This window comes from Pseudomonas sp. 210_17 TE3656, from assembly GCF_054821965.1.
Genome location: NZ_JBTRBC010000001.1, coordinates 3,358,724 through 3,380,158, shown reverse-complemented (window position 1 = coordinate 3,380,158; position 21,435 = coordinate 3,358,724). Strand labels below are relative to the sequence as shown.

Annotated in this window: 18 protein-coding genes and 1 other RNA gene; 8 read left to right on the top strand and 11 right to left on the bottom strand. The window is 60.3% G+C overall.

All coding sequences use genetic code 11. The annotated features are described in order from the left end of the window. Nucleotides 1-100: 100 nt before the first annotated feature. From carA to grpE, 5 genes are all read right to left on the bottom strand, one after another. Entirely contained in the window at nucleotides 101-1,237 is a 1,137-nt protein-coding gene (gene carA, locus ACVI9W_RS15895; RefSeq protein WP_422415169.1) for a glutamine-hydrolyzing carbamoyl-phosphate synthase small subunit, read from the bottom strand. A 292-nt stretch (nucleotides 1,238-1,529) separates the two neighbouring features. Then, nucleotides 1,530-2,333 (bottom strand): 4-hydroxy-tetrahydrodipicolinate reductase, encoded by an 804-nt coding sequence (dapB, locus tag ACVI9W_RS15890; RefSeq protein WP_422415171.1) that lies wholly within the window; start codon nucleotides 2,331-2,333, stop codon nucleotides 1,530-1,532. Between the two features lie 13 nt (nucleotides 2,334-2,346). Beyond that, nucleotides 2,347-3,471: a molecular chaperone DnaJ gene (gene dnaJ / locus ACVI9W_RS15885; protein WP_461530480.1), complete on the bottom strand. Its 1,125-nt coding sequence runs from the start codon at nucleotides 3,469-3,471 to the stop codon at nucleotides 2,347-2,349. A gap of 210 nt (nucleotides 3,472-3,681) precedes the next feature. After that, nucleotides 3,682-5,598 (bottom strand): molecular chaperone DnaK, encoded by a 1,917-nt coding sequence (gene dnaK, locus ACVI9W_RS15880; RefSeq protein WP_038606732.1) that lies wholly within the window; start codon nucleotides 5,596-5,598, stop codon nucleotides 3,682-3,684. A gap of 101 nt (nucleotides 5,599-5,699) precedes the next feature. Beyond that, nucleotides 5,700-6,254 (bottom strand): nucleotide exchange factor GrpE, encoded by a 555-nt coding sequence (gene grpE, locus ACVI9W_RS15875; protein WP_038606729.1) that lies wholly within the window; start codon nucleotides 6,252-6,254, stop codon nucleotides 5,700-5,702. Between the two features lie 230 nt (nucleotides 6,255-6,484). Between grpE and recN the strand changes: the two genes are divergently transcribed. Continuing rightward, nucleotides 6,485-8,158: a DNA repair protein RecN gene (gene recN / locus ACVI9W_RS15870; protein WP_461530479.1), complete on the top strand. Its 1,674-nt coding sequence runs from the start codon at nucleotides 6,485-6,487 to the stop codon at nucleotides 8,156-8,158. A 68-nt stretch (nucleotides 8,159-8,226) separates the two neighbouring features. On the opposite strand, the gene fur is transcribed toward recN, so the two are convergent. Next, a complete protein-coding gene (gene fur / locus ACVI9W_RS15865; protein WP_461530478.1) occupies nucleotides 8,227-8,631 on the bottom strand; it encodes a ferric iron uptake transcriptional regulator in 405 nt (134 codons plus the stop codon). Between the two features lie 97 nt (nucleotides 8,632-8,728). Here fur and ACVI9W_RS15860 point away from each other — a divergent pair, with 97 nt between their 5' ends. Beyond that, entirely contained in the window at nucleotides 8,729-9,268 is a 540-nt protein-coding gene (locus tag ACVI9W_RS15860) for an outer membrane protein assembly factor BamE (RefSeq protein ID WP_461530477.1), read from the top strand. 55 nt (nucleotides 9,269-9,323) lie between these two features. Here ACVI9W_RS15860 and ACVI9W_RS15855 read toward each other — a convergent pair whose 3' ends face one another. Genes ACVI9W_RS15855 through ACVI9W_RS15845 form a run of 3 tightly spaced genes read right to left on the bottom strand, consistent with a single transcriptional unit; the run spans nucleotide 9,324 to nucleotide 11,461 of the window. Beyond that, nucleotides 9,324-9,653 (bottom strand): RnfH family protein, encoded by a 330-nt coding sequence (locus ACVI9W_RS15855; RefSeq protein WP_422415175.1) that lies wholly within the window; start codon nucleotides 9,651-9,653, stop codon nucleotides 9,324-9,326. Then, nucleotides 9,616-10,050, bottom strand: coding sequence for a type II toxin-antitoxin system RatA family toxin (locus tag ACVI9W_RS15850; RefSeq protein WP_038606715.1), 435 nt, complete (start codon nucleotides 10,048-10,050; stop codon nucleotides 9,616-9,618). Before ACVI9W_RS15850 ends, ACVI9W_RS15855 begins: the two co-directional genes overlap by 38 nt. A gap of 7 nt (nucleotides 10,051-10,057) precedes the next feature. Beyond that, entirely contained in the window at nucleotides 10,058-11,461 is a 1,404-nt protein-coding gene (locus ACVI9W_RS15845) for a sodium-dependent transporter (RefSeq protein WP_422415176.1), read from the bottom strand. A gap of 116 nt (nucleotides 11,462-11,577) precedes the next feature. On the opposite strand from ACVI9W_RS15845, the gene smpB reads away from it, so the two are divergent. After that, nucleotides 11,578-12,060: an SsrA-binding protein SmpB gene (gene smpB, locus ACVI9W_RS15840; RefSeq protein ID WP_038606709.1), complete on the top strand. Its 483-nt coding sequence runs from the start codon at nucleotides 11,578-11,580 to the stop codon at nucleotides 12,058-12,060. Between the two features lie 105 nt (nucleotides 12,061-12,165). Here smpB and ACVI9W_RS15835 read toward each other — a convergent pair whose 3' ends face one another. Then, nucleotides 12,166-12,933, bottom strand: a complete 768-nt coding sequence (locus ACVI9W_RS15835) for a GntR family transcriptional regulator (RefSeq protein WP_461530476.1) — start codon at nucleotides 12,931-12,933, stop codon at nucleotides 12,166-12,168. Between the two features lie 253 nt (nucleotides 12,934-13,186). Between ACVI9W_RS15835 and ACVI9W_RS15830 the strand changes: the two genes are divergently transcribed. The 5 genes from ACVI9W_RS15830 (at nucleotide 13,187) to ssrA (ending at nucleotide 19,868) form a co-directional block, all read left to right on the top strand. Next, nucleotides 13,187-14,851, top strand: coding sequence for a lactate permease LctP family transporter (locus tag ACVI9W_RS15830; protein ID WP_038606703.1), 1,665 nt, complete (start codon nucleotides 13,187-13,189; stop codon nucleotides 14,849-14,851). A 69-nt stretch (nucleotides 14,852-14,920) separates the two neighbouring features. Then, nucleotides 14,921-16,066 carry an FMN-dependent L-lactate dehydrogenase LldD gene (gene lldD / locus ACVI9W_RS15825; RefSeq protein WP_038606701.1) on the top strand — a complete coding sequence of 382 codons (1,146 nt, stop codon included), beginning with the start codon at nucleotides 14,921-14,923 and terminating at the stop codon, nucleotides 16,064-16,066. Between the two features lie 80 nt (nucleotides 16,067-16,146). Further along, the gene (locus ACVI9W_RS15820; protein ID WP_461530475.1) at nucleotides 16,147-18,957 is read left to right on the top strand and encodes an FAD-binding and (Fe-S)-binding domain-containing protein; all 2,811 of its coding nucleotides are present in this window, start codon (nucleotides 16,147-16,149) and stop codon (nucleotides 18,955-18,957) included. 145 nt (nucleotides 18,958-19,102) lie between these two features. Beyond that, nucleotides 19,103-19,375 (top strand): hypothetical protein, encoded by a 273-nt coding sequence (locus ACVI9W_RS15815; protein WP_157191074.1) that lies wholly within the window; start codon nucleotides 19,103-19,105, stop codon nucleotides 19,373-19,375. Between the two features lie 101 nt (nucleotides 19,376-19,476). Beyond that, nucleotides 19,477-19,868, top strand: a transfer-messenger RNA (tmRNA) gene (gene ssrA / locus ACVI9W_RS15810). A gap of 67 nt (nucleotides 19,869-19,935) precedes the next feature. Here ssrA and ACVI9W_RS15805 read toward each other — a convergent pair. After that, entirely contained in the window at nucleotides 19,936-21,189 is a 1,254-nt protein-coding gene (locus tag ACVI9W_RS15805) for an aromatic amino acid transport family protein (RefSeq protein ID WP_051939156.1), read from the bottom strand. Nucleotides 21,190-21,435 lie beyond the last annotated feature (246 nt).

The window sequence follows — 21,435 nt, the reverse complement described above, 5'->3', positions numbered from 1 at the left end:
TATCACTCAATTCCGCAGGTCAGTCGGCAAGCCGCTTTGAACATTCTTGGGACAGCACCTGAACGCGGCTTGCACCGGTTCAGGGCCTTCTCTCAGGTGCTCAGCGGCGCTTGGCCATGGCATCGATGAAACGGTCGAACAGAGGCGCGACGTCAGTCGGGCCCGGGCTGGCTTCAGGGTGCCCCTGGAAGCTGAAGGCGCTCTTGTCGGTGCGCTCGATGCCCTGCAGGGTACCGTCGAACAGCGACTTGTGGATGGCGCGGACGTTGCCCGGCAGGGTGGCCTCATCAACCGCGAAACCGTGGTTCTGACTGGTGATCATCACCACGCCGGTATCCAGGTCCTGGACCGGGTGGTTGGCACCGTGGTGACCATGACCCATTTTCACGGTCTTGGCACCGGAGGCCAGGGCCAGCAGCTGGTGACCCAGACAAATACCGAACACCGGGGTTTCGGTTTCGAGGATGTCCTTGATCGCCTGGATCGCGTAGTCGCATGGCTCCGGATCACCAGGGCCGTTGGACAGGAACACGCCATCCGGGTTGAGCGCCAGGACTTCGCTGGCCGGGGTTTGCGCCGGCACCACGGTCAGGCGGCAGCCGCGGGCGACCAGCATGCGCAGGATATTCAGCTTGACGCCGTAGTCGTAGGCAACCACGTGGTACGGCAGCTCGGCGGCATCGATGGTCGCGTGGCTGTCGGTTTTCAGCTCCCAGACGCTGGAACGCCATTCGTAGCTGGACTTGGTGCTGACAACTTTTGCCAGGTCCATGCCCTTGAGGCCAGGAAAACCGCGAGCGGCGGCGATTGCAGCCTCTTCGCTGATGTTGTCGCCGGCCAGGATGCAACCGTTCTGCGCGCCCTTCTCACGCAGGATGCGCGTCAAACGACGCGTGTCGATGCCGGCGATCGCTACCACGTTATTGGCTTTGAGGTAGTCAGGCAGCGACTGCTTGTTGCGCCAGTTGCTCGCGATAAGTGGCAGGTCGCGAATCACCAGACCGGCCGACCAGACGCGGTCGGACTCGGCGTCTTCCGGCGTGGTGCCGGTGTTGCCGATGTGCGGGTAAGTCAGGGTAACGATTTGCTGCGCATAGGAAGGGTCAGTCAGGATTTCCTGATAGCCGGTCATTGCGGTGTTAAACACCACCTCACCAACGGTTTGTCCGTCGGCTCCAATGGCTTCACCGCGAAAAATGCTGCCATCGGCAAGGGCGAGTATGGCTGGCTTAGTCAAGAAGACCTCCCGTAAATCAAGCCTGAAGGGGCGATCGCAGGTTGCAAAAAAGCGGAATGACGTATAGACACGTCACCCCGCTTTCTTAATCGAATTATCTGCGCGCTTTTAGTGGACACACTAAAGCTGTAGCTTACAGAAAAACGCTTTTTTGGTCTACCACTGATGTGCCTGAAAAGCTCAGGAATGCGACAGTGGGAGCGGGCTTGCCCCGCGAGGCGTTGCAACTGGCTAACTGCAATCGCGGGGCAAGCCCGCTCCCACAGGCAACTACCCCTCTCAGCAGAACCGATCAACGCAGATCGAGCACGTCCTGCATGTCGTACAAGCCAGGCTCGCGCCCGTCCAGCCACAGGGCGGCACGTACCGCACCCTTGGCAAAGGTCATGCGGCTGGAAGCCTTGTGAGTGATCTCCAGGCGCTCACCGTCAGCAGCGAACAGTACGGTGTGATCACCGACCACGTCGCCGGCACGCACAGTGGCGAAACCGATGGTCTGGCGATCACGGGCACCGGTCTGGCCTTCACGGCCGTACACCGCCACTTCCTGCAGATCACGCCCCAACGCATTGGCGACGACTTCACCCATGCGCAGCGCGGTACCCGATGGCGCATCGACCTTGTGCCGATGGTGAGCTTCGATGATTTCGATGTCGACATCATCACCGAGCACTCGCGCAGCCATGTCCAGCAGTTTCAGACTGAGGTTGACACCAACACTGAAGTTGGCCGCAAAGACGATCGGGATGTCTTTACCCGCCTCGGCCAGCAGCTGCTTCTCTTCGACACTGAAACCGGTAGTGCCGATGATCATGGCCTTGCCTGCCTTACGGCAAAACGCCAGGTTCTTCAGGGTCACCGACGGGTGAGTGAAATCGATCAGCACGTCGAACTCGTCAGCAACCTTGGCCAGATCGTCGGACAGCAGTACGCCGATCCGACCCAGCGCCGCCAGCTCACCGGCATCAGCCCCGACCAGCGAACTGTCCGGACGATCAATCGCCGCAGTCAGCCCCGCACCCGGAGCCTGCTGTACCGCTTCGATCAGGGTCTTGCCCATGCGCCCTGCCGCGCCCATTACCGCTATACGTCGCATGCCCTATTCCTTCTTACAAGTCGCCGAAGAAGCGCTTTACGCCTTCGAACCAGCCATTGGCTTTCGGCGAATGGGAACTGTCGCCTTCCAGCGAATCGCGCAGCTCTTCAAGCAGCTCACGCTGGCGACGGCTGAGGTTGACCGGCGTTTCGACCGCGACGCGGCACATCAGGTCGCCAGCGCCACCACCACGAACCGGCGCCACACCTTTACCACGCAAACGGAACTGCTTGCCGGTCTGGGTACCTTCCGGAATCTTCAGCTTGACCCGACCATCGAGGGTCGGCACTTCCAGCTCACCACCCAGGGCAGCATCTGTGTAGCTGATCGGCACTTCGCAGTACAGGTGCTTGCCGTCACGCTGGAAGATCGGGTGTTCGCGCACGCTGATCACAACGTACAGGTCACCGGTCGGACCACCATGAGAGCCGGCTTCACCTTCACCGGACAGACGAATGCGATCGCCCGTATCGACACCAGCCGGCACCTTGACCGAAAGGGTCTTGTACTCTTCGACACGACCTTCACCGTGGCAGGAACCGCACGGATCAGTAATGATCTTGCCCTGGCCATGGCAACGCGGGCAGGTCTGCTGGACCGAGAAGAAGCCCTGCTGCATGCGCACCTGACCAATACCACCGCAGGTCGGGCAGGTCGAAGGCGACGAGCCTTTCTTGGCACCGGAGCCATCACACGGCTCGCAGTTGACCAGTGTCGGCACACGGATATTGACCGTAGTGCCACGCACCGCTTCTTCCAGGTTCAGCTCCAGGGTGTAGCGCAGGTCACTGCCACGCTGGGCACCACCGCGCGAGCCACCGCGGCCGCCGCCGAAGAAATCGCTGAACACGTCACCGAAAATATCGGAGAAGTTCGCGCCACCAAAGCCGGCACCGCCACCACCCATGCTCGGATCGACACCGGCATGACCGTACTGATCATAGGCGGCGCGCTTGCTGGCATCGGAGAGCACTTCGTAAGCCTCGTTGGCTTCCTTGAATTTCTCTTCCGAGTCTTTGTCATCAGGGTTACGGTCCGGGTGATGCTTCATCGCCAGGCGGCGATAGGCCTTCTTCAGGTCCGCTTCACTGGAGCCGCGCTCAACTCCCAGAACTTCGTAATAGTCACGCTTTGCCATAAGTCTTTGCACTCTTGAGGACGTTCGGCAAACCTCTGCGCATTCCGCGCTGTGCCGCCAGCAGCTGCCTCAACCCCCTCCAGGAGGCCTGACAGATACTGTAAAAATTCGGGTATTGCAGACACGCCAACGCGGGAGCAAGCCCCCGCGCGGCGACATCCTACCAGCCAACCACTAGAAAGCAGTCAACCGGCCGACAACCTGTAGCAATTACTTGTTGTCTTTAACTTCTTCGAACTCAGCATCAACGACGTCGTCGTGCTTGGCTTCTTCAGCCTGCTGTGCGCCAGCCTGTGGCTGCTCGGCCTGCTGCTCGGCGTACATCTTCTGAGCAACTGGAGCCGAAACTTTCGACAGCTCTTCGACCTTGGCGTCGATGGCAGCCTTGTCGTCGCCTTTGATAGCGGCTTCCAGGGCAACCACGGCAGCTTCGATCGCAGTCTTCTCTTCAGCAGTGACCTTGTCACCGGCGTCAGCGACCATCTTGCGAGTCGAGTGAACCAGTGCATCACCCTGGTTGCGGGCAGCGGCCAGTTCTTCGAACTTGCGGTCTTCTTCCGAGTTCGCTTCGGCGTCGCGGATCATCTGCTGAATTTCTTCATCAGACAGACCGGAGTTGGCCTTGATCACGATCGACTGAGTCTTGCCAGTAGCCTTGTCTTTGGCGCCTACGTGCAGGATGCCGTTGGCGTCGATGTCGAAGGTTACTTCGATCTGTGGCACACCACGTGGTGCTGGTGGAATCTCGGCCAGGTCGAACTTGCCCAGGGACTTGTTCTGCGCAGCCTGCTTACGCTCACCTTGCAGCACGTGAATGGTCACGGCGCTCTGGTTGTCATCGGCAGTCGAGAACACCTGCGACTTTTTGGTCGGGATAGTGGTGTTCTTCTCGATCAGCGCGGTCATCACGCCACCCATGGTTTCGATACCCAGGGTCAGCGGGCTGACGTCCAGCAGCAGTACGTCTTTGACGTCACCAGCCAGTACCGCACCCTGGATAGCAGCACCCATGGCAACAGCTTCGTCAGGGTTGACGTCTTTACGCGCTTCTTTACCGAAGAAATCGGTAACCGCTTTCTGTACCAGCGGCATACGGGTCTGACCGCCAACCAGGATCACGTCGTCGATCTTGCTGACGTCGATACCGGCGTCTTTCATCGCAATGCGGCAAGGCTCGATGGTGCGCTGAACCAGGTCTTCGACCAGCGACTCCAGCTTGGCGCGGGAGATCTTCACGTTCAGGTGCTTAGGACCGGTGGCATCTGCAGTGATGTACGGCAGGTTGACGTCGGTCTGCTGGCTCGAGGACAGCTCGATCTTGGCTTTTTCAGCGGCTTCTTTCAGGCGCTGCATGGCCAGCGGGTCACCTTTGAGGTTCATGCCGCTTTCTTTCTTGAACTCGTCGACGAGGTAGTCGATCAGGCGAATGTCGAAGTCTTCACCACCGAGGAAAGTGTCACCGTTGGTGGCCAATACTTCGAACTGGTGCTCGCCATCGACTTCGGCGATTTCGATTACCGAAACGTCGAAGGTACCACCACCCAGGTCATAAACGATCACGGTGTGGTCGCCTTTGGCCTTGTCCATACCGTATGCCAGCGCAGCTGCGGTTGGTTCGTTGATGATACGTTTTACGTCCAGACCGGCGATGCGACCGGCATCCTTGGTGGCCTGACGCTGGCTGTCGTTGAAGTAGGCCGGAACGGTGATGACCGCCTCGGTCACTGGCTCGCCGAGGTAATCTTCGGCGGTTTTCTTCATCTTTTTCAGGATTTCAGCCGAGATTTGTGGCGGTGCCATTTTCTGGCCGTTCACTTCAACCCAAGCGTCGCTGTTGTCCGCTTTGACAATTTTGTACGGAACCATCTGGATGTCTTTCTGCACGACGTCTTCATCGAAGCGACGGCCGATCAGACGCTTTACCGCGTACAGGGTGTTGTGCGGGTTGGTGACAGCCTGACGCTTGGCCGACTGGCCAACCAGGATCTCGCCATCGTTGGCATAAGCGATGATCGACGGCGTGGTACGCGCGCCTTCAGCGTTCTCGATAACCTTGGCGCTGCCGTTTTCCAGAATGGAGACGCAGGAGTTGGTGGTCCCCAGGTCGATACCGATGATTTTACCCATGTTAACTCTCCCGAAACTTGAATTTGGTTGCCGCAGCAGTGGTGGCTAACTGCGGTAATACTTGAATGCTTGACACCTAGATGGGGGCGCCAGAAACGATTTCAAGCCTGCTCGTCAATCGACGGCGAAACCGCTGCCGGGGCCTTGCTGACCACGACCATGGCCGGGCGCAGCAGGCGACCGTTGAGCTGGTAGCCCTTCTGGAACACCTTGAGCACGCTGTTGGGCTCGACCTCGGCGCTTTCCTGCATGGCCATGGCCTGGTGGTGCTCGGCATTGAAGGGTTCGCCGTGCGGGTCAATCGCCTCGAGGTTGTAGCGCTTGAGGGTGTCGTGGAACATCTTCAGGGTCAGCTCGATACCTTCGCGCATCGGGCGAATGTTCTCGTCCTCGGCGCTGGACAGCTCCAGGCCACGCTCGAGGCTGTCGATGACCGGCAGCAGGTCACCGGCGAATTTTTCCAGGGCGAACTTGTGCGCCTTCTCTACGTCCTGCTCGGCGCGACGGCGCACGTTCTGCAGGTCGGCGGCGGTGCGCAGGGATTGATCCTGGGCCGCCGCCAGCTGCTCTTCGAGCACCTGTACGCGGGCGCTCAGGTCTTGGTCGCCAGTCGCTTCGGCGTTCAGATTCTGTTCATCCAGCTGTTCGTCAGCCATAAAATCTCTCCTCTCGAATAAGGTCTGCGAGCATTACTCGCGCTTCTGCCGCCTATATGGGGTCGCAAAACCCAGGTTCAAGGGCTACGAAACAGCTCACGCGCATTCGCTCATAACCCGTCGCAATCAGAACTGCGCCCTGATAACCAAAATGAACTAAACGGCAGCATTGTCAGAGGATTTGAAAACACTGTATAAATAACCAGACTTAACGCCTGGGAGCCGCCCCAATGCTGGTGCACCTGTCCGTACACAACTACGCCATCGTCGAACACCTGGACCTCGAGCTCGCCCGCGGGATGAGCGTCATTACCGGTGAAACCGGGGCCGGCAAATCGATCATGCTCGACGCCCTGGGCCTGACTCTGGGTGATCGTGCCGACAGTGGCGTGGTGCGTCCAGGCGCTGACAAGGCCGACATCCTCGCCACCTTCGATCTGGCAGACATTCCCGAGGCCCGCACCTGGCTGGCCGAGCGCGACCTGGACAATGATGGTCCGTGCATCCTGCGCCGGGTGATCACCGCCGAAGGCCGCAGCCGCGGCTACATCAACGGCACGCCCTGCCCGCTCGGCGACCTCAAGGCCCTCGGCGAGTTGCTCATAGATATCCACAGCCAGCACGAGCACCAGTCGCTGCTGAAGTCCGATACCCATCGCCGCCTGCTCGACGAGTACGCGGGGGCCACCGACCTGGCCCGCCAGGTACAGCTGGCCGCCCAGCGCTGGCGCCAGACCCGCCAGGAGCTGGAGCGCCTGTCCAACTCCGGCGACGAGCAGCGGGCGCAACATCAATTGCTCAGCTACCAACTCGAAGAACTCGACAACCTCGGCCTGGGCGAGAACGAACTGGAGCAGCTGGAGCAGGAACACAAGAACCTGACCAACGCCGAAGCACTCTTTGGTATCTGCCGTCAGGTGATCGATCACTGCAGTGAAAACGATTCGGGGAATGTGCTCAACGCCCTGACCGCCAGCCTCAATCGCCTGACCGCGGTGCAAAATGCGCCCAAGGCGCTGGGCGAAGCCGCCAACATGATCGCCAGCGCACAGATCCAGGTTGAAGAAGCGGTCGGCGAGCTGAACCGCTTCCTTGATCACTTCGACGCCGACCCCGCGCGCCTGCAGCAACTCGAAGAACGGCTCGACAGCATCTATACCCTCGCTCGCAAGCACCGCGTGCACCCGACGGAACTGGCAAACCTGCAACAGCGGCTGATGGAGGAACTCGAAGGCCTGAATGCCAATGACGAGTCCATTGAGCGTCTTGGCGAAGAACTGGCTGCCTTTGCCCGTCATTACCAGGACAAGGCCGGTGAGTTGAGCGCCTTGCGCATCCAGGCTGCCAACCAGCTGGCCGGCGCGGTCGAGCAGGAAATCCAGCGCCTGGGCATGCCCGGTGGCCGTTTCAGCATCGAACTGCACGCCAATGGCAGCGATGAGCTGTCGCCCCACGGCCTGGAGCAGGTGGAGCTACTGGTCAGTGCCAACCCCGGCCAACCGCTCAAGGGTCTGGCCAAAGTCGCCTCCGGGGGAGAACTGTCACGGATCAGCCTGGCAATCCAGGTAATCACCGCGCAAACCTCGCGCATCCCGACCCTGGTGTTCGACGAAGTCGATGTCGGGATCGGCGGCCCGACGGCAGAGATCGTCGGTCAATTGTTGCGACGCCTGGGCGAGCGTGGCCAGGTTCTGACCGTGACCCACCTGCCACAAGTGGCCGCCCAGGGCCATCACCACCTGTTTGTCCACAAGGTGCGCAACAGTGACGCCACACATACCGCCGTGGCCAACCTGGGCAAGCGCGAACGCGTTGAAGAAGTGGCGCGGATGCTCGGCGGTATCGACCTGACCAAGGAGTCGCTGGCCCACGCCCGCAAAATGGTGGTCACCAGCAAGGCCTGAGGCCCGCACCAGAAAGCACAAAGGCGACCCCTGGGTCGCCTTTGATGCAGCACAGCAAGAAGTGTTACTTACTTTTTCTTGCGCACGTACAGGACCAGATTATGGTCAACCAGTTCGAAACCATGCGCAGCAACGATTTCTTTCTGGCGCTTTTCAATTTCGCTATCGAAGAACTCGATAACTTCGCCAGACTCCATGTTGACCATATGGTCGTGGTGGCCGCCATCGGCCAGCTCGAACACGGCGTGACCGCCATCGAAGTTGTGGCGCACCACCAGGCCGGCAGCTTCGAACTGGGTCAGAACACGGTAGACCGTGGCCAGACCGACATCCTCGCCTGCCTCCATCAGCGCCTTGTAGACATCCTCAGCACTCATGTGACGCTGCTCGGTAGAGTCGAGCATCTGTAGAATTTTTACTCGAGGCAGTGTCACCTTGAGACCGGCTTTGCGCAATTCGCTATTTTCAACCATGGTCAGCTTTCTCGCCGATGCTGCTTCGCAGCTTCTCTGAATACGGGTATGATCGGGGTTTACGTTGTCCAGCCAAGATAGTGGAAGTCGCCCACCGATGCAAAACACCAAGCTCTTGCTAACCAGCCTCACCTTTGTGGGACTGCTCGCACTCGCCGGTTGCTCGTTCCCCGGGGTTTACAAAATCGACATCCAGCAGGGCAATGTCGTCACGCAAGACATGATAGACCAATTACGCCCCGGAATGACCCGTCGGCAAGTACGGTTTATCATGGGCAACCCGCTGATCCAGGATACCTTCCACACCAATCGCTGGGATTACCTGTACAGCTTGCAACCTGGTGGCGGCCAACGCCAACAGGAACGCATGAGCATTTTCTTCAACGAGAACGATCAACTGGTCAGCCTGTCCGGCGACTTCATGCCAGGCGTCAGCCGCGACCAGGAAATCCTCGGCGGCAGCGGCGACACCAGCGTCAGCCCGGCACAGCCAGGCACCACCACTGAGCCAGCTGAGCAGGTCAAAGAGACCCCGGCCAAGCCAGGCTCCCTGGAAGAGAAAATCCAGCGCGAAGTCGATACCATCGAAACGATCCCGGTACCGACCCCAGCCCCGCTGGAAACCTCGCCGCAGTAAGTATTCTGCAGGCAAAGAAAAGCCCGGACATTCCGGGCTTTTTTGTGCCTGTAATTCAGCGCTTGGCTTTCTTGAAGACCCTCGCCACCTTGGCCGCGCGCTGCTTGCGCACCTCCTTCGGGTCGATCAGCAAAGGCCTGTACAGCTCGATGCGATCACCCTCAGCGACCGCCTGCTGGGCTGCCTCGTTGACGACTTTGCCGAAGATGCCGAGCGGGCACGCGTCTACATCCAGACCCGGCACTTGCTCGGCAATACCCGACAACCGCACTGCTTCACGCAGTGTCGTGCCGGGCGCAACGTCCACAGCCAGCAACCATTGCCGCTCGGCCGTGGCGTAAACCACTTCAACCCGCAAGTTGTTTGGCCCGCTGACAGAAGGCATCGACCAGGGTGTTGGCTGCCTGATTGAACAGCGGCCCGAGGGTCGCCCGCACCAGCGGTCCGGCGTAGTCGAAAGACAGGTCCAGACTGATCTTGCAGGCCTTCTCGCCCAATGGTTTGAAGATCCACAGACCGTGCAACTGATTGAACGGTCCCTCCTCCAGGTTCATTTCGATGGATTGCCCGGGCACCAGCACATTACGGGTGACAAACTTCTGGCTCATGCCCCCCTTGGCCACTTCCAGGCTGGCACGCATCAACTCGTCATTGACCTCGAGCACAGTGCTGGACGAGCACCAGGGCAGGAACTCCGGGTAGCGCGCAACATCGTTGACCAGGTCGTACAACGCCTGGGCCGGATAGGGCAGCAGGGCCGAACGTTGAATATGGGTAGTCATCCAGGTGTCACTTCCAAAGCTGAGCGGCAAACACAACCAGAATGCCGAGTGGCGCCACATAGCGCATCAAGAAGAAAGTCAGAGCAAACAGCAGCGGGCTGCGCATTGCCAACTCATCGCGCACCGCCTCACGCCCCATGATCCAACCCGCGAATATCACAAAGCACAAACCACCCAGCGGCAACATGACCCGCGAGGTGAAAAAGTCGATCACGCCAAAGAAGTCCAGCCCGCCGCTCACACCCCACTGGTAGAGCTGAAAACCGCTGCCGTCGTTCACGAAAAAGCGCGCCTGCTGCCAGATATTGAACGAAAACACTGTACCCAGGCCGACCAACCAGCAACTGAAAGCCAGCCAGGTAGTGATCCAGCCACGGCGTACGCCAGTACGCTCCACCAGGTAGGCGACCATGGGCTCAAGCAGGGAAATCGCCGAACTCCAGGCCGCCACTGCCACTAGAACAAAGAATACGACGCCCATCAATTGGCCAAAGGCCACATTACCGAAGGCAAATGGCAAGGCGACAAACATCAGCCCCGGGCCCTCGCTAGGGTTCAGGCCGGCAGCGAAGACAATCGGGAACAGAGCCAGGCCGGCCAGCAGCGAAACAAAGGTATCGAGCAGGGCAACAGCAACGATGGTGCCGCCAATAGAGGCGCCTTTCGGCATGTAGGCCCCATAGATCAACAGCGAGCCAACACCGACACTCAACGAAAAAAAGGCGTGCCCCATGGCCGGCAACAAGCCATCCAGCAAACGCGAGGTGTCGAAGTCGAACATGAAATGCAGGCCCTGCATGAAGTGCCCGGTCGTCAGACTGTACCCCAGCAGGATCACCAGCAGCAGGAACAGCAGCGGCATCATGATCCGCAGGCTTTTCTCCAGCCCCGCCACCACGCCACGGGCAATCACCAGCGCCGACAGCAGCATGAACAGGCTGTGCCACAGCACCAGGCGCCAAGGGTCGCTGATCACGCCATTGAAGTAACCACCGACCTGATCAGCCGTCACCCCCTGAAAATCGCCCCGGCCCATATTGATGATGTAGTCGAACGACCAGCCACCGACCACGCTGTAGAACGACAGGATCAGCAACGCCGTGACCATCCCGGCGAATGCCCACCAGGACCAGCGCGGCGAATGCCCTGCTTCCAGCGCCAGGTCACGCAAGGCGTTGGCCGGGCTTTGCCGGGTGCGGCGGCCGATCAGGGTCTCGGCCAGCATCACCGGAATACCGATCAAGGCAATACAGGCCAGAAACACCAGAACAAAGGCACCGCCACCGTAGACGCCGACCATGTAGGGGAATTTCCAGATACTCCCCAAGCCCACCGCGGCACCGGTCGCCGCCAGTACAAATACCCAGCGACTGGCCCAGCCACCATGGACAGAAACCTTGTCCGTCGACATCAACACGCTCAACTGTGGAAAAAAAGAGCGCGCATTGTCCGGGATTCACCTCACAGGCTCAAGCGCACTGCTACCCCGTAGCCGACAGCGCAACGACTGCCTATAATGCCGCCCCTATGGCTAAACAAACGAAACATCCGACAGGGACCATCGCGCAGAATAAAAAGGCGCGACACGATTACTTCATCGAGCACAAGTTCGAGGCCGGATTGGTCCTGTCCGGTTGGGAAGTAAAAAGTCTGCGTGCCGGCAAGGCGCATCTGACCGACAGTTACGTGGTGCTCAAAGATGGCGAGGCCTGGCTGATGGGTAGCCATATCACGCCGCTGACGGCCGCCAGTACACATGTCATTGCCGACCCGACACGCACCCGCAAACTGTTGCTCAATAAACGTGAGCTGGAGCGGCTGCATGCTGCCGTCCAGCAAAAGGGCTACACCTGCGTAGCCTTGTCGATTTATTGGAGCAAGCATCTGATCAAGTGCGAGATCGCGCTCGGCAAGGGCAAGAAGGAATACGACAAGCGCGATACCCAGCGCGAGCGTGATTCCAATCGCGAATTGCAGCGTGCGGTGCGCAACAAGGGCAAGGAAGACTGATTTCAGTCTGAACCGGCCTTATCGCGGGGCAAGTCGAGTCGTCGTACCGCCGCCCCCACCGGGGTTAAGTGATCCTGGTGGGAGCGGGCTTGCCCCGCGATTGCGTCAACGCCCGCTACGCCGCTCCGCTCGCGCTGTTCGCTGCACTTCCTGGCGCACTTCATCGAGCACTTCCTGCACATACAGAATGTGTCGGCTGGACACCTCGCGAGCATCCTCTGCCCGCCCTTCCACGATCGCCAGGTACAGCTCACGGTGCTGATTGATCAGCATGTCGCGGGTTTCGGCACGCTGCTTGTACATGCCGCCAATGTTGGTCACCACGTTACGCTTGAGCAGATCGAACAGACCACGGATGGTGTGCAGCAACACCGCATTGTGGCTGGCTTCAGCAATCGCCAGATGAAAGCGTGCATCAGCAGCGCCCTCCTCGGCCCGATCCACTTCACCCGAGCGGGCATAACAGTCCTGCAAGGCATCGAACGCCGCCTTGAGCCGCTGACGGTCAGGCTCGGTCGCGCGGATTGCCGCGTAATAGGCGCACGATGCCTCCAGGGTATGCCGGAACTCCAGCAGATCGCGCTGGGCCTCGGGGTTGCTCTCCAATAGCTGTAACAACGGGTCGCTGAAGGTCGAACCCAACGCCTCGGCCACATAGTTGCCGCCGCCCTGGCGACTGACCAGCAGCCCTTTGGCCACCAGTTTCTGGATTGCTTCACGCAATGAAGGTCGCGACACCCCGAACTGCTCAGCCAATGCCCGCTCAGCAGGCAGCCGCTGACCGGCAGTCAGGGTGCCCTCAAGAATCATCCCCTCAAGCCTGTCGACGATATCGTCGGACAAACGGCGTTGGCGGACCTGATCAAAAACCATCACATGCTCTCCACAATCCCGAGTGCGTTCGGGGCTGTCTATTCTGGCCTATCCGCTCCCTGCCGACACCCATCAGATTGCAACTTTCGCTGCCGCTCAGGCCAGCTCGCCGACACCCGTCCGGCGAAAGTTTTCTTGGGACAAATTGACACACCCACAGCGAGGCTTTTAACCTAGCGCCTCGACATTGTAAATTGGTCTTACCAATTATCCAATGCCAGTGCTGACCAACAACAATTAGGGGCCACCCCATATGCAAACCTGGCAACAGCTCTACAGTCCGCTTGGTAGTCTTGGCCTGTCCGCGCTCGCGGCAGTCATCCCGATCGTGTTCTTCTTCCTCGCTCTGGCAGTGTTCCGGCTCAAGGGCCACGTCGCCGGCAGCATCACCCTCGGTTTGTCGATCCTGGTAGCGATCTTCGCCTTCCAGATGCCCGCCGACATGGCGCTTGCCGCCGCCGGATACGGTTTTGCCTATGGCCTGTGGCCAATCGCCTGGATCATCGTCGCTGCAGTGTTCCTCTACAAACTGACCGTCAAGAGCGGCCAGTTCGAAGTGATCCGCAGCTCGGTGCTGTCGATTACCGATGACCAACGCCTGCAGGTGCTGCTGATCGGTTTCTGCTTCGGCGCCTTCCTTGAAGGTGCGGCAGGCTTCGGCGCCCCGGTGGCGATTACCGCCGCGCTGCTGGTCGGCCTGGGCTTCAACCCGCTGTACGCAGCCGGCCTGTGCCTGATCGCCAACACCGCGCCAGTGGCCTTCGGCGCCCTCGGCATCCCGATCATCGTCGCTGGTCAGGTGACCGGTATCGACGCCTTCAAAATCGGCGCCATGACCGGCCGCCAGCTGCCGCTGCTATCGATGTTCGTGCCGTTCTGGCTGGTGTTCATGATGGACGGCCTGCGCGGCGTCAAAGAGACCTGGCCTGCCGCACTGGTAGCTGGCCTGAGCTTCGCCGTGACCCAGTACTTCACTTCGAACTTCATCGGCCCGGAACTGCCGGACATCACCTCGGCCCTGGCCAGCCTGATTTCCCTGACCCTGTTCCTCAAGGTCTGGCAGCCCAAGCGTTCGTTCGCTGGCGCCACCGGCAGCGTCGGCGCAGCAGTGGTCAAAGGCGGCAGTCAGCCTTCGCCATACAGCCTCGGCGAGATCTTCAAAGCCTGGTCGCCATTCCTGATCCTCACCGTGCTGGTCACCATCTGGACCCTCAAGCCGTTCAAGGCAGCCTTTGCCGCCGGCGGTTCGATGTACAGCTGGGTGTTCAACTTCGCCATCCCGCACCTTGATCAACTGGTGATCAAGACCGCCCCGATCGTCGCCACCCCGACTGCGATTCCGGCCGTGTTCAAACTCGACCCGATTTCCGCCACCGGTACGGCGATTTTCTTCTCGGCGCTGATCTCCATGCTGGTCCTGAAGATCAACTTCAAAACTGGTCTTACCACTTTGAAAGAGACCTTCTTCGAACTGCGCTGGCCGATCCTGTCGATCGGTATGGTCCTGGCCTTTGCCTTCGTCACCAACTACTCGGGCATGTCTTCGACCATGGCCCTGGTACTGGCCGGCACTGGCGCGGCATTCCCGTTCTTCTCGCCGTTCCTCGGCTGGCTGGGTGTGTTCCTGACCGGTTCCGACACCTCGTCCAACGCCCTGTTCAGCTCACTGCAGGCCACCACTGCGCACCAGATCGGGGTCAACGACACCCTGCTGGTTGCGGCCAACACCAGCGGCGGCGTAACCGGCAAGATGATTTCGCCTCAGTCGATCGCGGTAGCCTGTGCGGCCACCGGCCTGGTCGGCAAGGAATCCGACCTGTTCCGCTTCACCCTCAAGCACAGCCTGTTCTTCGCCACCATCGTCGGCCTGATCACCCTGATCCAGGCATATTGGCTGACCGGCATGCTGGTTCACTAAAGTGTTAGATGCCGGGCGCGTTGCTGCGCGCCCGGCATCCGCCCTTTTCCACCGACGCAGCGAGACCACATGATCATTTCTGCCTCTACCGACTACCGCGCCGCAGCGCAACGCAAGCTGCCGCCGTTCCTGTTCCATTACGCCGACGGCGGCGCCTACGCCGAGTACACGCTGCGCCACAACGTCGAAGACCTGGCCAGCATTGCACTGCGTCAGCGCGTGCTGAAAAACATGTCCGAGCTGAGCCTTGAGACCCAACTGTTCAACGAAACGCTGAGCATGCCGGTGGCCCTGGCGCCGGTTGGCCTGACAGGCATGTACGCGCGGCGTGGCGAAGTCCAGGCCGCCCGTGCGGCCGCGGCCAAGGGCATCCCCTTCACGATGTCGACGGTGTCGGTCTGCCCGATCGAGGAAGTCGCTCCGGCCATCAATCGCCCGATGTGGTTCCAGCTCTACGTCCTCAAGGATCGCGGTTTCATGCGCAATGCCCTGGAGCGGGCGAAAGCCGCCGGTGTCACCACCCTGGTGTTCACCGTCGACATGCCGGTACCTGGCGCCCGCTATCGTGACGCACACTCGGGCATGAGCGGCCCGAATGCGCCGCTGCGCCGCGTCTGGCAAGCCATGACCCATCCACAGTGGGCGCTGGATGTCGGCCTGCTGGGCAAGCCGCACGATCTGGGCAACATCTCCACCTACCGTGGCAGCCCAACGGGCCTGGCCGACTACATCGGCTGGCTGGGTGCCAACTTCGACCCGTCGATTTCCTGGAAGGACCTGGAGTGGATCCGCGAGTTCTGGGATGGCCCGATGGTGATCAAGGGCATCCTTGATCCGCAGGATGCCAAGGACGCCGTGAAGTTCGGTGCCGACGGTATCGTCGTTTCCAACCACGGCGGCCGCCAGCTCGATGGCGTGCTGTCCAGCGCCCGTGCCCTGCCGGCGATCGCCGATGCGGTAAAAGGCGACCTGAAGATCCTCGCTGACTCCGGCATTCGCAGCGGCCTGGATGTGGTGCGCATGATCGCCCTGGGTGCGGACACCGTGCTGATCGGTCGTGCATTCCTCTATGCGCTGGCCACCGCTGGTGAAGCCGGAGTGAAGAACCTGCTGGACCTGTTCGAGAAAGAAATGCGCGTGGCCATGGTGCTTACCGGCGCCAAGACCATCAGCGAGATCACCCGTGATTCGCTGGTACGCGAACTGGGCGCCTGATTGCCGCGCCCGCACCGATCACCGCCTGATTGACCGGGACACATGGCGCACCAGACGCCGCGGTCCCGCGAGGAGATTGCATGAGTCTGCCCGCCGCGTTCCTCGACACGGTTGAACACCTGATCCCCCGCGAGCGGCGTTTCGACGACCCGCTCTCGACCCTGGCCTTCGGTACCGACGCCAGCTTCTACCGGCTGATTCCCAAGCTAGTGATCCGTGTCGAGAGCGAAGACGAAGTCGCCACCCTGCTCAAGGCGGCCCACGCCCAGCAGGTTGCAGTCACCTTCCGCGCTGCCGGCACCAGCCTGTCCGGTCAGGCGGTGAGCGACTCGGTGCTGCTGGTGCTGGGTGACAACTGGAACGGCCGTGACATTCGCGATGGCGGCAAGCAGATCCGTCTGCAGCCGGGCGTAATCGGCGCCCAGGCCAACGCCTGGCTGACCCCATTCGGACGCAAAATCGGCCCGGACCCGGCCTCGATCAATGCCTGCAAAATCGGCGGCATCGTCGCCAACAACGCCAGCGGCATGTGCTGCGGCACCGCGCAGAACAGCTACCACACCCTCGCCGGCATGCGCCTGCTGCTGGCCGACGGCACCTTGCTCGACAGCGAAATCCCCGAGAGCGTCACGCGTTTGCGTGAAAGCCACGGCGCGCTGCTCGATCAACTCGGTGAACTGGGTCGGCAGACCCGCGCCAACACCGAGCTGGCAGCCAGGATCCGCCACAAATACCGGCTGAAAAACACCACCGGACTGTCGCTCAATGCGCTGGTGGACTACGACGAACCGGTGGATATCCTCACCCACCTGATGGTCGGCTCCGAAGGTACCCTCGGTTTCATCAGCGCGGTGACCTACAACACCGTGCCGGACCATCCGCACAAAGCCAGTGCGCTGATCGTCTTCCCCGATGTCGAGACCTGCTGCAACGCAGTGCCGGTGCTCAAGCAGCAACCGGTGTCCGCTGTCGAGCTGCTCGACCGCCGCAGTCTGCGCTCGGTGGAGAACATGCAAGGCATGCCGGTGTGGGTGAAGAGCCTGTCTGCTGGTGCCTGTGCGCTGCTCATCGAATCCCGCGCTGCCACACAATCGCTGCTGCACGAGCAACTGGCACACATCAGTGCCTCGATCGCCGGCTTCCCGGTGGAAAAGCAGGTTGATTTCAGCGAAGACCCGGTGGTTTACAACCAGCTCTGGCGCATCCGCAAAGACACCTTCCCGGCCGTCGGTGCAGTGCGCGAGACGGGCACCACGGTGATCATCGAAGACGTCACCTTCCCCGTGGAAAAACTGGCCGAAGGCGTCAATCGCCTGATCGCACTCTTCGACAAGCACGGCTATGACGAAGCAATCCTGTTCGGCCATGCCCTGGAAGGCAACCTGCACTTCGTCTTCACCCAGGGCTTCGACTCGCCACAGCAGGTGGCGCGCTATTCAGCCTTCATGGATGACGTCGCCCAGCTGGTTGCCGTGGAATACGGCGGTTCGCTGAAGGCCGAACACGGCACCGGGCGCAACATGGCGCCCTTCGTCGAGCTGGAATGGGGTAGCGACGCCTATCAGTTGATGTGGCAGCTCAAGCGCCTGCTCGACCCGGCCGGCATTCTCAACCCTGATGTAGTGCTGACCGACGATCCGCAACTGCACCTGAAAAACCTCAAGCCGCTGCCGGCCGCCGACGAGATTGTCGACAAATGCATCGAATGCGGCTTCTGCGAACCGGTGTGCCCGTCCAAAGGGCTGACGCTCAGCCCGCGCCAGCGCATCGTCATGTGGCGCGATATCCAGGCGCAGAAACGCGCTGGCAACGATACCCGTCAACTCGAGCGTGACTACCAGTACCAAGGCATCGACACCTGTGCCGCCACCGGGTTGTGCGCCCAGCGCTGCCCGGTGGGTATCAACACCGGCGAACTGGTGAAGAAACTGCGCGGCCAGGTCGCAGCGCATGTGAAAACCGCTGACTGGCTGGCAGAAAACTTCCACACCGCCCTCAGCGGTGCACGCTTTACCCTGCAGGCGGCCAATGGTGCACGCAGGTTGCTCGGCGCCCCGCGCCTGAGCCGCCTTAGCGCCCACCTCAGCAAAGTCAGTCACGGCCGGCTTCCGCAGTGGACGGCGGCCATGCCGCAACCACTGAAGGCCGTTTCGTTCGGCCCGGCGAGCAACGATGCGCGGCCACGAGTGGTGTACCTGGCAGCGTGTGTGTCGCGGGTGATGGGCCCGGCGGCAGCCGACCGTGAACAGACCTCGTTGCTCGACAAGACCCGCGCCCTGCTGGAAAAAGCCGGCTACCAAGTGGTGTTTCCGGAGAACCAGGACAACCTGTGCTGCGGCCAGCCCTTTGCATCCAAGGGCTACGCCGAACAGGCCGAACACAAGCGCCAGGAGCTGATCAACGCACTGCTGCATGCCAGTCGTGGCGGGCTTGATCCGATCTACTGCGACACCAGCCCCTGCACCCTGCGCCTGGTTCAGGACCTGGCCGAAACCCGCCTGGATCTCTACGACCCGGTGCGTTTCATCCGCACCCATCTGATCGACAGACTGGAATTCACCCCCCAGGACGAACCGATTGCTGTGCACGTGACCTGCAGCACCCAGCACCTGGGCGAAAGCCAGGAGCTGATCGACCTTGCGCGGCGCTGCAGTAAACAGGTGGTGATCCCTGAGGGCATCCACTGCTGTGGCTTTGCCGGCGACAAGGGCTTCACCACTCCGGAGCTCAACGCCCATTCGCTGCGCAGTCTCAAGGACGCGGTGCAGTACTGCAGTGAAGGAATCTCCACTAGCCGCACCTGTGAAATCGGCCTGTCGAATCATGGCGGGATCGATTATCACGGACTAGTTTATCTGGTGGACCGCGTGACCCGGCCTCGGAACCTCTGAACTCCGATCGCGGGGCAAGCCCGCTCCTACCGGTAGGAGCGGGCTTGCCCCGCGAAGAGGCCATCTAATCTGAACCCCCGGCAAGCGTCGCAGTCCATCCAGAAAGGCCCGTTTTTCCCAGGGCCATCCCGCCAAGGAGATTCACATGAAGCGTACTGCGATTTCCGGACTGTTCATCACCGCCGCACTGCTTGCCTCCCCTGTGTTCGCGGCTGAAGACCTGTGCACTGCCAACCTGCAGAAAATCAGCGACTCTATGGCCACCGCCGGCGCCACCCCAGAAGGGCTCGACGAAAGCATTGCCAAACACGTCGAAGATGCCAAGAAAGCCCAGGCCGCAGGCAATGACAAAGATTGCATCGCGATCACCAGCAAAGTGATCGAGCGCCTGGAAAAGACCGAAAAAGGCGGCCAGTAGCGAATCAGCAGGGCGACTGGAACCGCAGTCGACGTCGCCCGACCGATGGCGTATACTGATCCCCGAGCGTTGAAAAACGCTTCAGCTAGAGCGCAACAAATGGGGCCGATTAGGATTCGACGCCGGTAGTGAAACTCTAGGTGCATGCCGAGTTGGTAACAGAACTCGTAAATCCACTGTTGCAACTTTCTATAGTTGCCAATGACGAAAACTACGGGGAAGTACGCTTCGCTGCGTAAGCAGCCTAGAGCTTCCTTCTGGTAGCTTCGGCTCCAGCAATCACCAGGGGATGCCTGTAAACCCAAAGTGATTGTCATACAGAACAGGATCGCCGTGCAGTACGTTGTGGACGAAGCGGCTAAAACTTACACAACTCGTCCAAAGCACCCTGCCCGTCGGGCGGCTGCGGATTAACTCAATAGACACGGCTAAGCATGTAGGACCGACAGCGGAGCACTGGCGGACGGGGGTTCAAATCCCCCCGGTTCCACCAAACACGCAAAACAAAAAAGGCATCTGACGCTCTGCGCAGATGCCTTTTTTGTTGCCTTAAATTCCCCTTACCAGCCCCCAGGCAACCAGCCCAGTGCACTGGCAATCGCATAGGCCATGCTGCACAGGTACAGAATCACCACCAGTACCTGGATCAGCGGATGGGCGATCCAGCCGCACTGCCAGGCCGGAACAATGTCACCGTTCTTGCGCGCCGAGCGCAGCATCAGAATCGGCATGATCGAAAGAATCACGCCACTGAACACCCCGGCAAAGTACAGGGCGTTGACGAAGCCGACCATGCCACTGTAAGCCAGGATGAACGGCGGTACGCAGACGATACCAAGCACCAGCAGACGGTTCTTGGGGTTGCTTTCCGAGCCCAGGCTTTTGAACTTGTCGAAGATGTTGGTCAGGAAGCTGCCGCCCAGGCCCCAGTAAGACGTCATCATCGCGCACAAGGCAAAGGTGTTGGCGGTGTAGAACGCCCATTGCCCAAGAGCCTGGCCCCAGGCCAGGGTGGCGACTTCGGTCTGGTTTTCCAGGCCGTTCAGGGCAATCACCGACATCGGCACGATCGCCAGCAAGATGAAGGTGATCACCATCCCGGTGATAACTGCGACTGGCAGGCGCTTGGGTGCATGGCTGAAACCACGGGCCATTTCCGGCACCACGTACTGCGCCGAAAAACAGAACACGGCAATGTTGAACACCGGAATCATGTAGATCCAGCTGCCCTCGAACAGGTTGGCAAAATCGGTGCGCTCGTTGATCAGTGTCGCAATCACCAGCACCAGGGTCATCGAGACCATGCCGATGCTGATGAACTTTTCACCCTTGCCGATCGCCTTCAGTCCCAGGTACAGCACAAATGCCGCAGGCAGGAAGAACAGCAGGCTGCCCAACGCCGGACTGATACCGAAGAACTCGCTGAGGATCTTGCCGCTGCCGCTCATGTAGGCGGTCAGGGCGCCGATGCTGTTGACCGCCACCGAAAGGAAGATCGCCCAGGCACCGAAGGAGCCGACATAGCGTTGCGCCAGGCCGCTCAACTGATGATGGCTGCGGGTACGCAAGGTCGTTTCCGAGACATAGAGCATGGAGATGGTGGTGAAGACACCGGCAACCGCCAGCCACAAAAGCAGCGGCATGTAACCGGCCAGACGGCTGGCATAGGCCATCGACAGCACGCCGGCACCGATGTTGGTGCCGACGATCATCGCCACGGCCTCTACGAAGGTCAGGCGTTTGACTTCAAGGCCCGATGATTCGGAAACGGACGCGTCAGCACCGCCCACGGCGATGTTGGGGTTTGCACTCATGATCACACTCACTGCGTATTTATATTTATTACCGGAAGCACCTGAAACGATGCGTCACAGGCCCATCGCCTGGGCGATGGCTCTGTGCCATGGATTTTTCGAGCGGCGGGCAAAATATCACACATGATGTTCGAAATAACATTCATTCGAAGTGTGAGAGTGTGAACCGAGATTTCAGGAAATTTGTTTAAAAGCAGGTGGTTAGCGATCTTCAACGTTGTAGCGCAGAGGTCAAGCCCGACCAAG

Coding starts and splice junctions, on each gene's coding strand:
- dapB (WP_422415171.1), bottom strand. CDS start 2,333: ATGCGACGTATAGCGGTAATGGGCGCGGCAGGGCGCATGGGCAAGACC.
- dnaJ (WP_461530480.1), bottom strand. CDS start 3,471: ATGGCAAAGCGTGACTATTACGAAGTTCTGGGAGTTGAGCGCGGCTCC.
- dnaK (WP_038606732.1), bottom strand. CDS start 5,598: ATGGGTAAAATCATCGGTATCGACCTGGGGACCACCAACTCCTGCGTC.
- grpE (WP_038606729.1), bottom strand. CDS start 6,254: ATGGCTGACGAACAGCTGGATGAACAGAATCTGAACGCCGAAGCGACT.
- recN (WP_461530479.1), top strand. CDS start 6,485: ATGCTGGTGCACCTGTCCGTACACAACTACGCCATCGTCGAACACCTG.
- fur (WP_461530478.1), bottom strand. CDS start 8,631: ATGGTTGAAAATAGCGAATTGCGCAAAGCCGGTCTCAAGGTGACACTG.
- ACVI9W_RS15860 (WP_461530477.1), top strand. CDS start 8,729: ATGCAAAACACCAAGCTCTTGCTAACCAGCCTCACCTTTGTGGGACTG.
- ACVI9W_RS15855 (WP_422415175.1), bottom strand. CDS start 9,653: ATGCCTTCTGTCAGCGGGCCAAACAACTTGCGGGTTGAAGTGGTTTAC.
- ACVI9W_RS15850 (WP_038606715.1), bottom strand. CDS start 10,050: ATGACTACCCATATTCAACGTTCGGCCCTGCTGCCCTATCCGGCCCAG.
- ACVI9W_RS15845 (WP_422415176.1), bottom strand. CDS start 11,461: ATGTCGACGGACAAGGTTTCTGTCCATGGTGGCTGGGCCAGTCGCTGG.
- smpB (WP_038606709.1), top strand. CDS start 11,578: ATGGCTAAACAAACGAAACATCCGACAGGGACCATCGCGCAGAATAAA.
- ACVI9W_RS15835 (WP_461530476.1), bottom strand. CDS start 12,933: ATGGTTTTTGATCAGGTCCGCCAACGCCGTTTGTCCGACGATATCGTC.
- ACVI9W_RS15830 (WP_038606703.1), top strand. CDS start 13,187: ATGCAAACCTGGCAACAGCTCTACAGTCCGCTTGGTAGTCTTGGCCTG.
- lldD (WP_038606701.1), top strand. CDS start 14,921: ATGATCATTTCTGCCTCTACCGACTACCGCGCCGCAGCGCAACGCAAG.
- ACVI9W_RS15820 (WP_461530475.1), top strand. CDS start 16,147: ATGAGTCTGCCCGCCGCGTTCCTCGACACGGTTGAACACCTGATCCCC.
- ACVI9W_RS15815 (WP_157191074.1), top strand. CDS start 19,103: ATGAAGCGTACTGCGATTTCCGGACTGTTCATCACCGCCGCACTGCTT.
- ACVI9W_RS15805 (WP_051939156.1), bottom strand. CDS start 21,189: ATGAGTGCAAACCCCAACATCGCCGTGGGCGGTGCTGACGCGTCCGTT.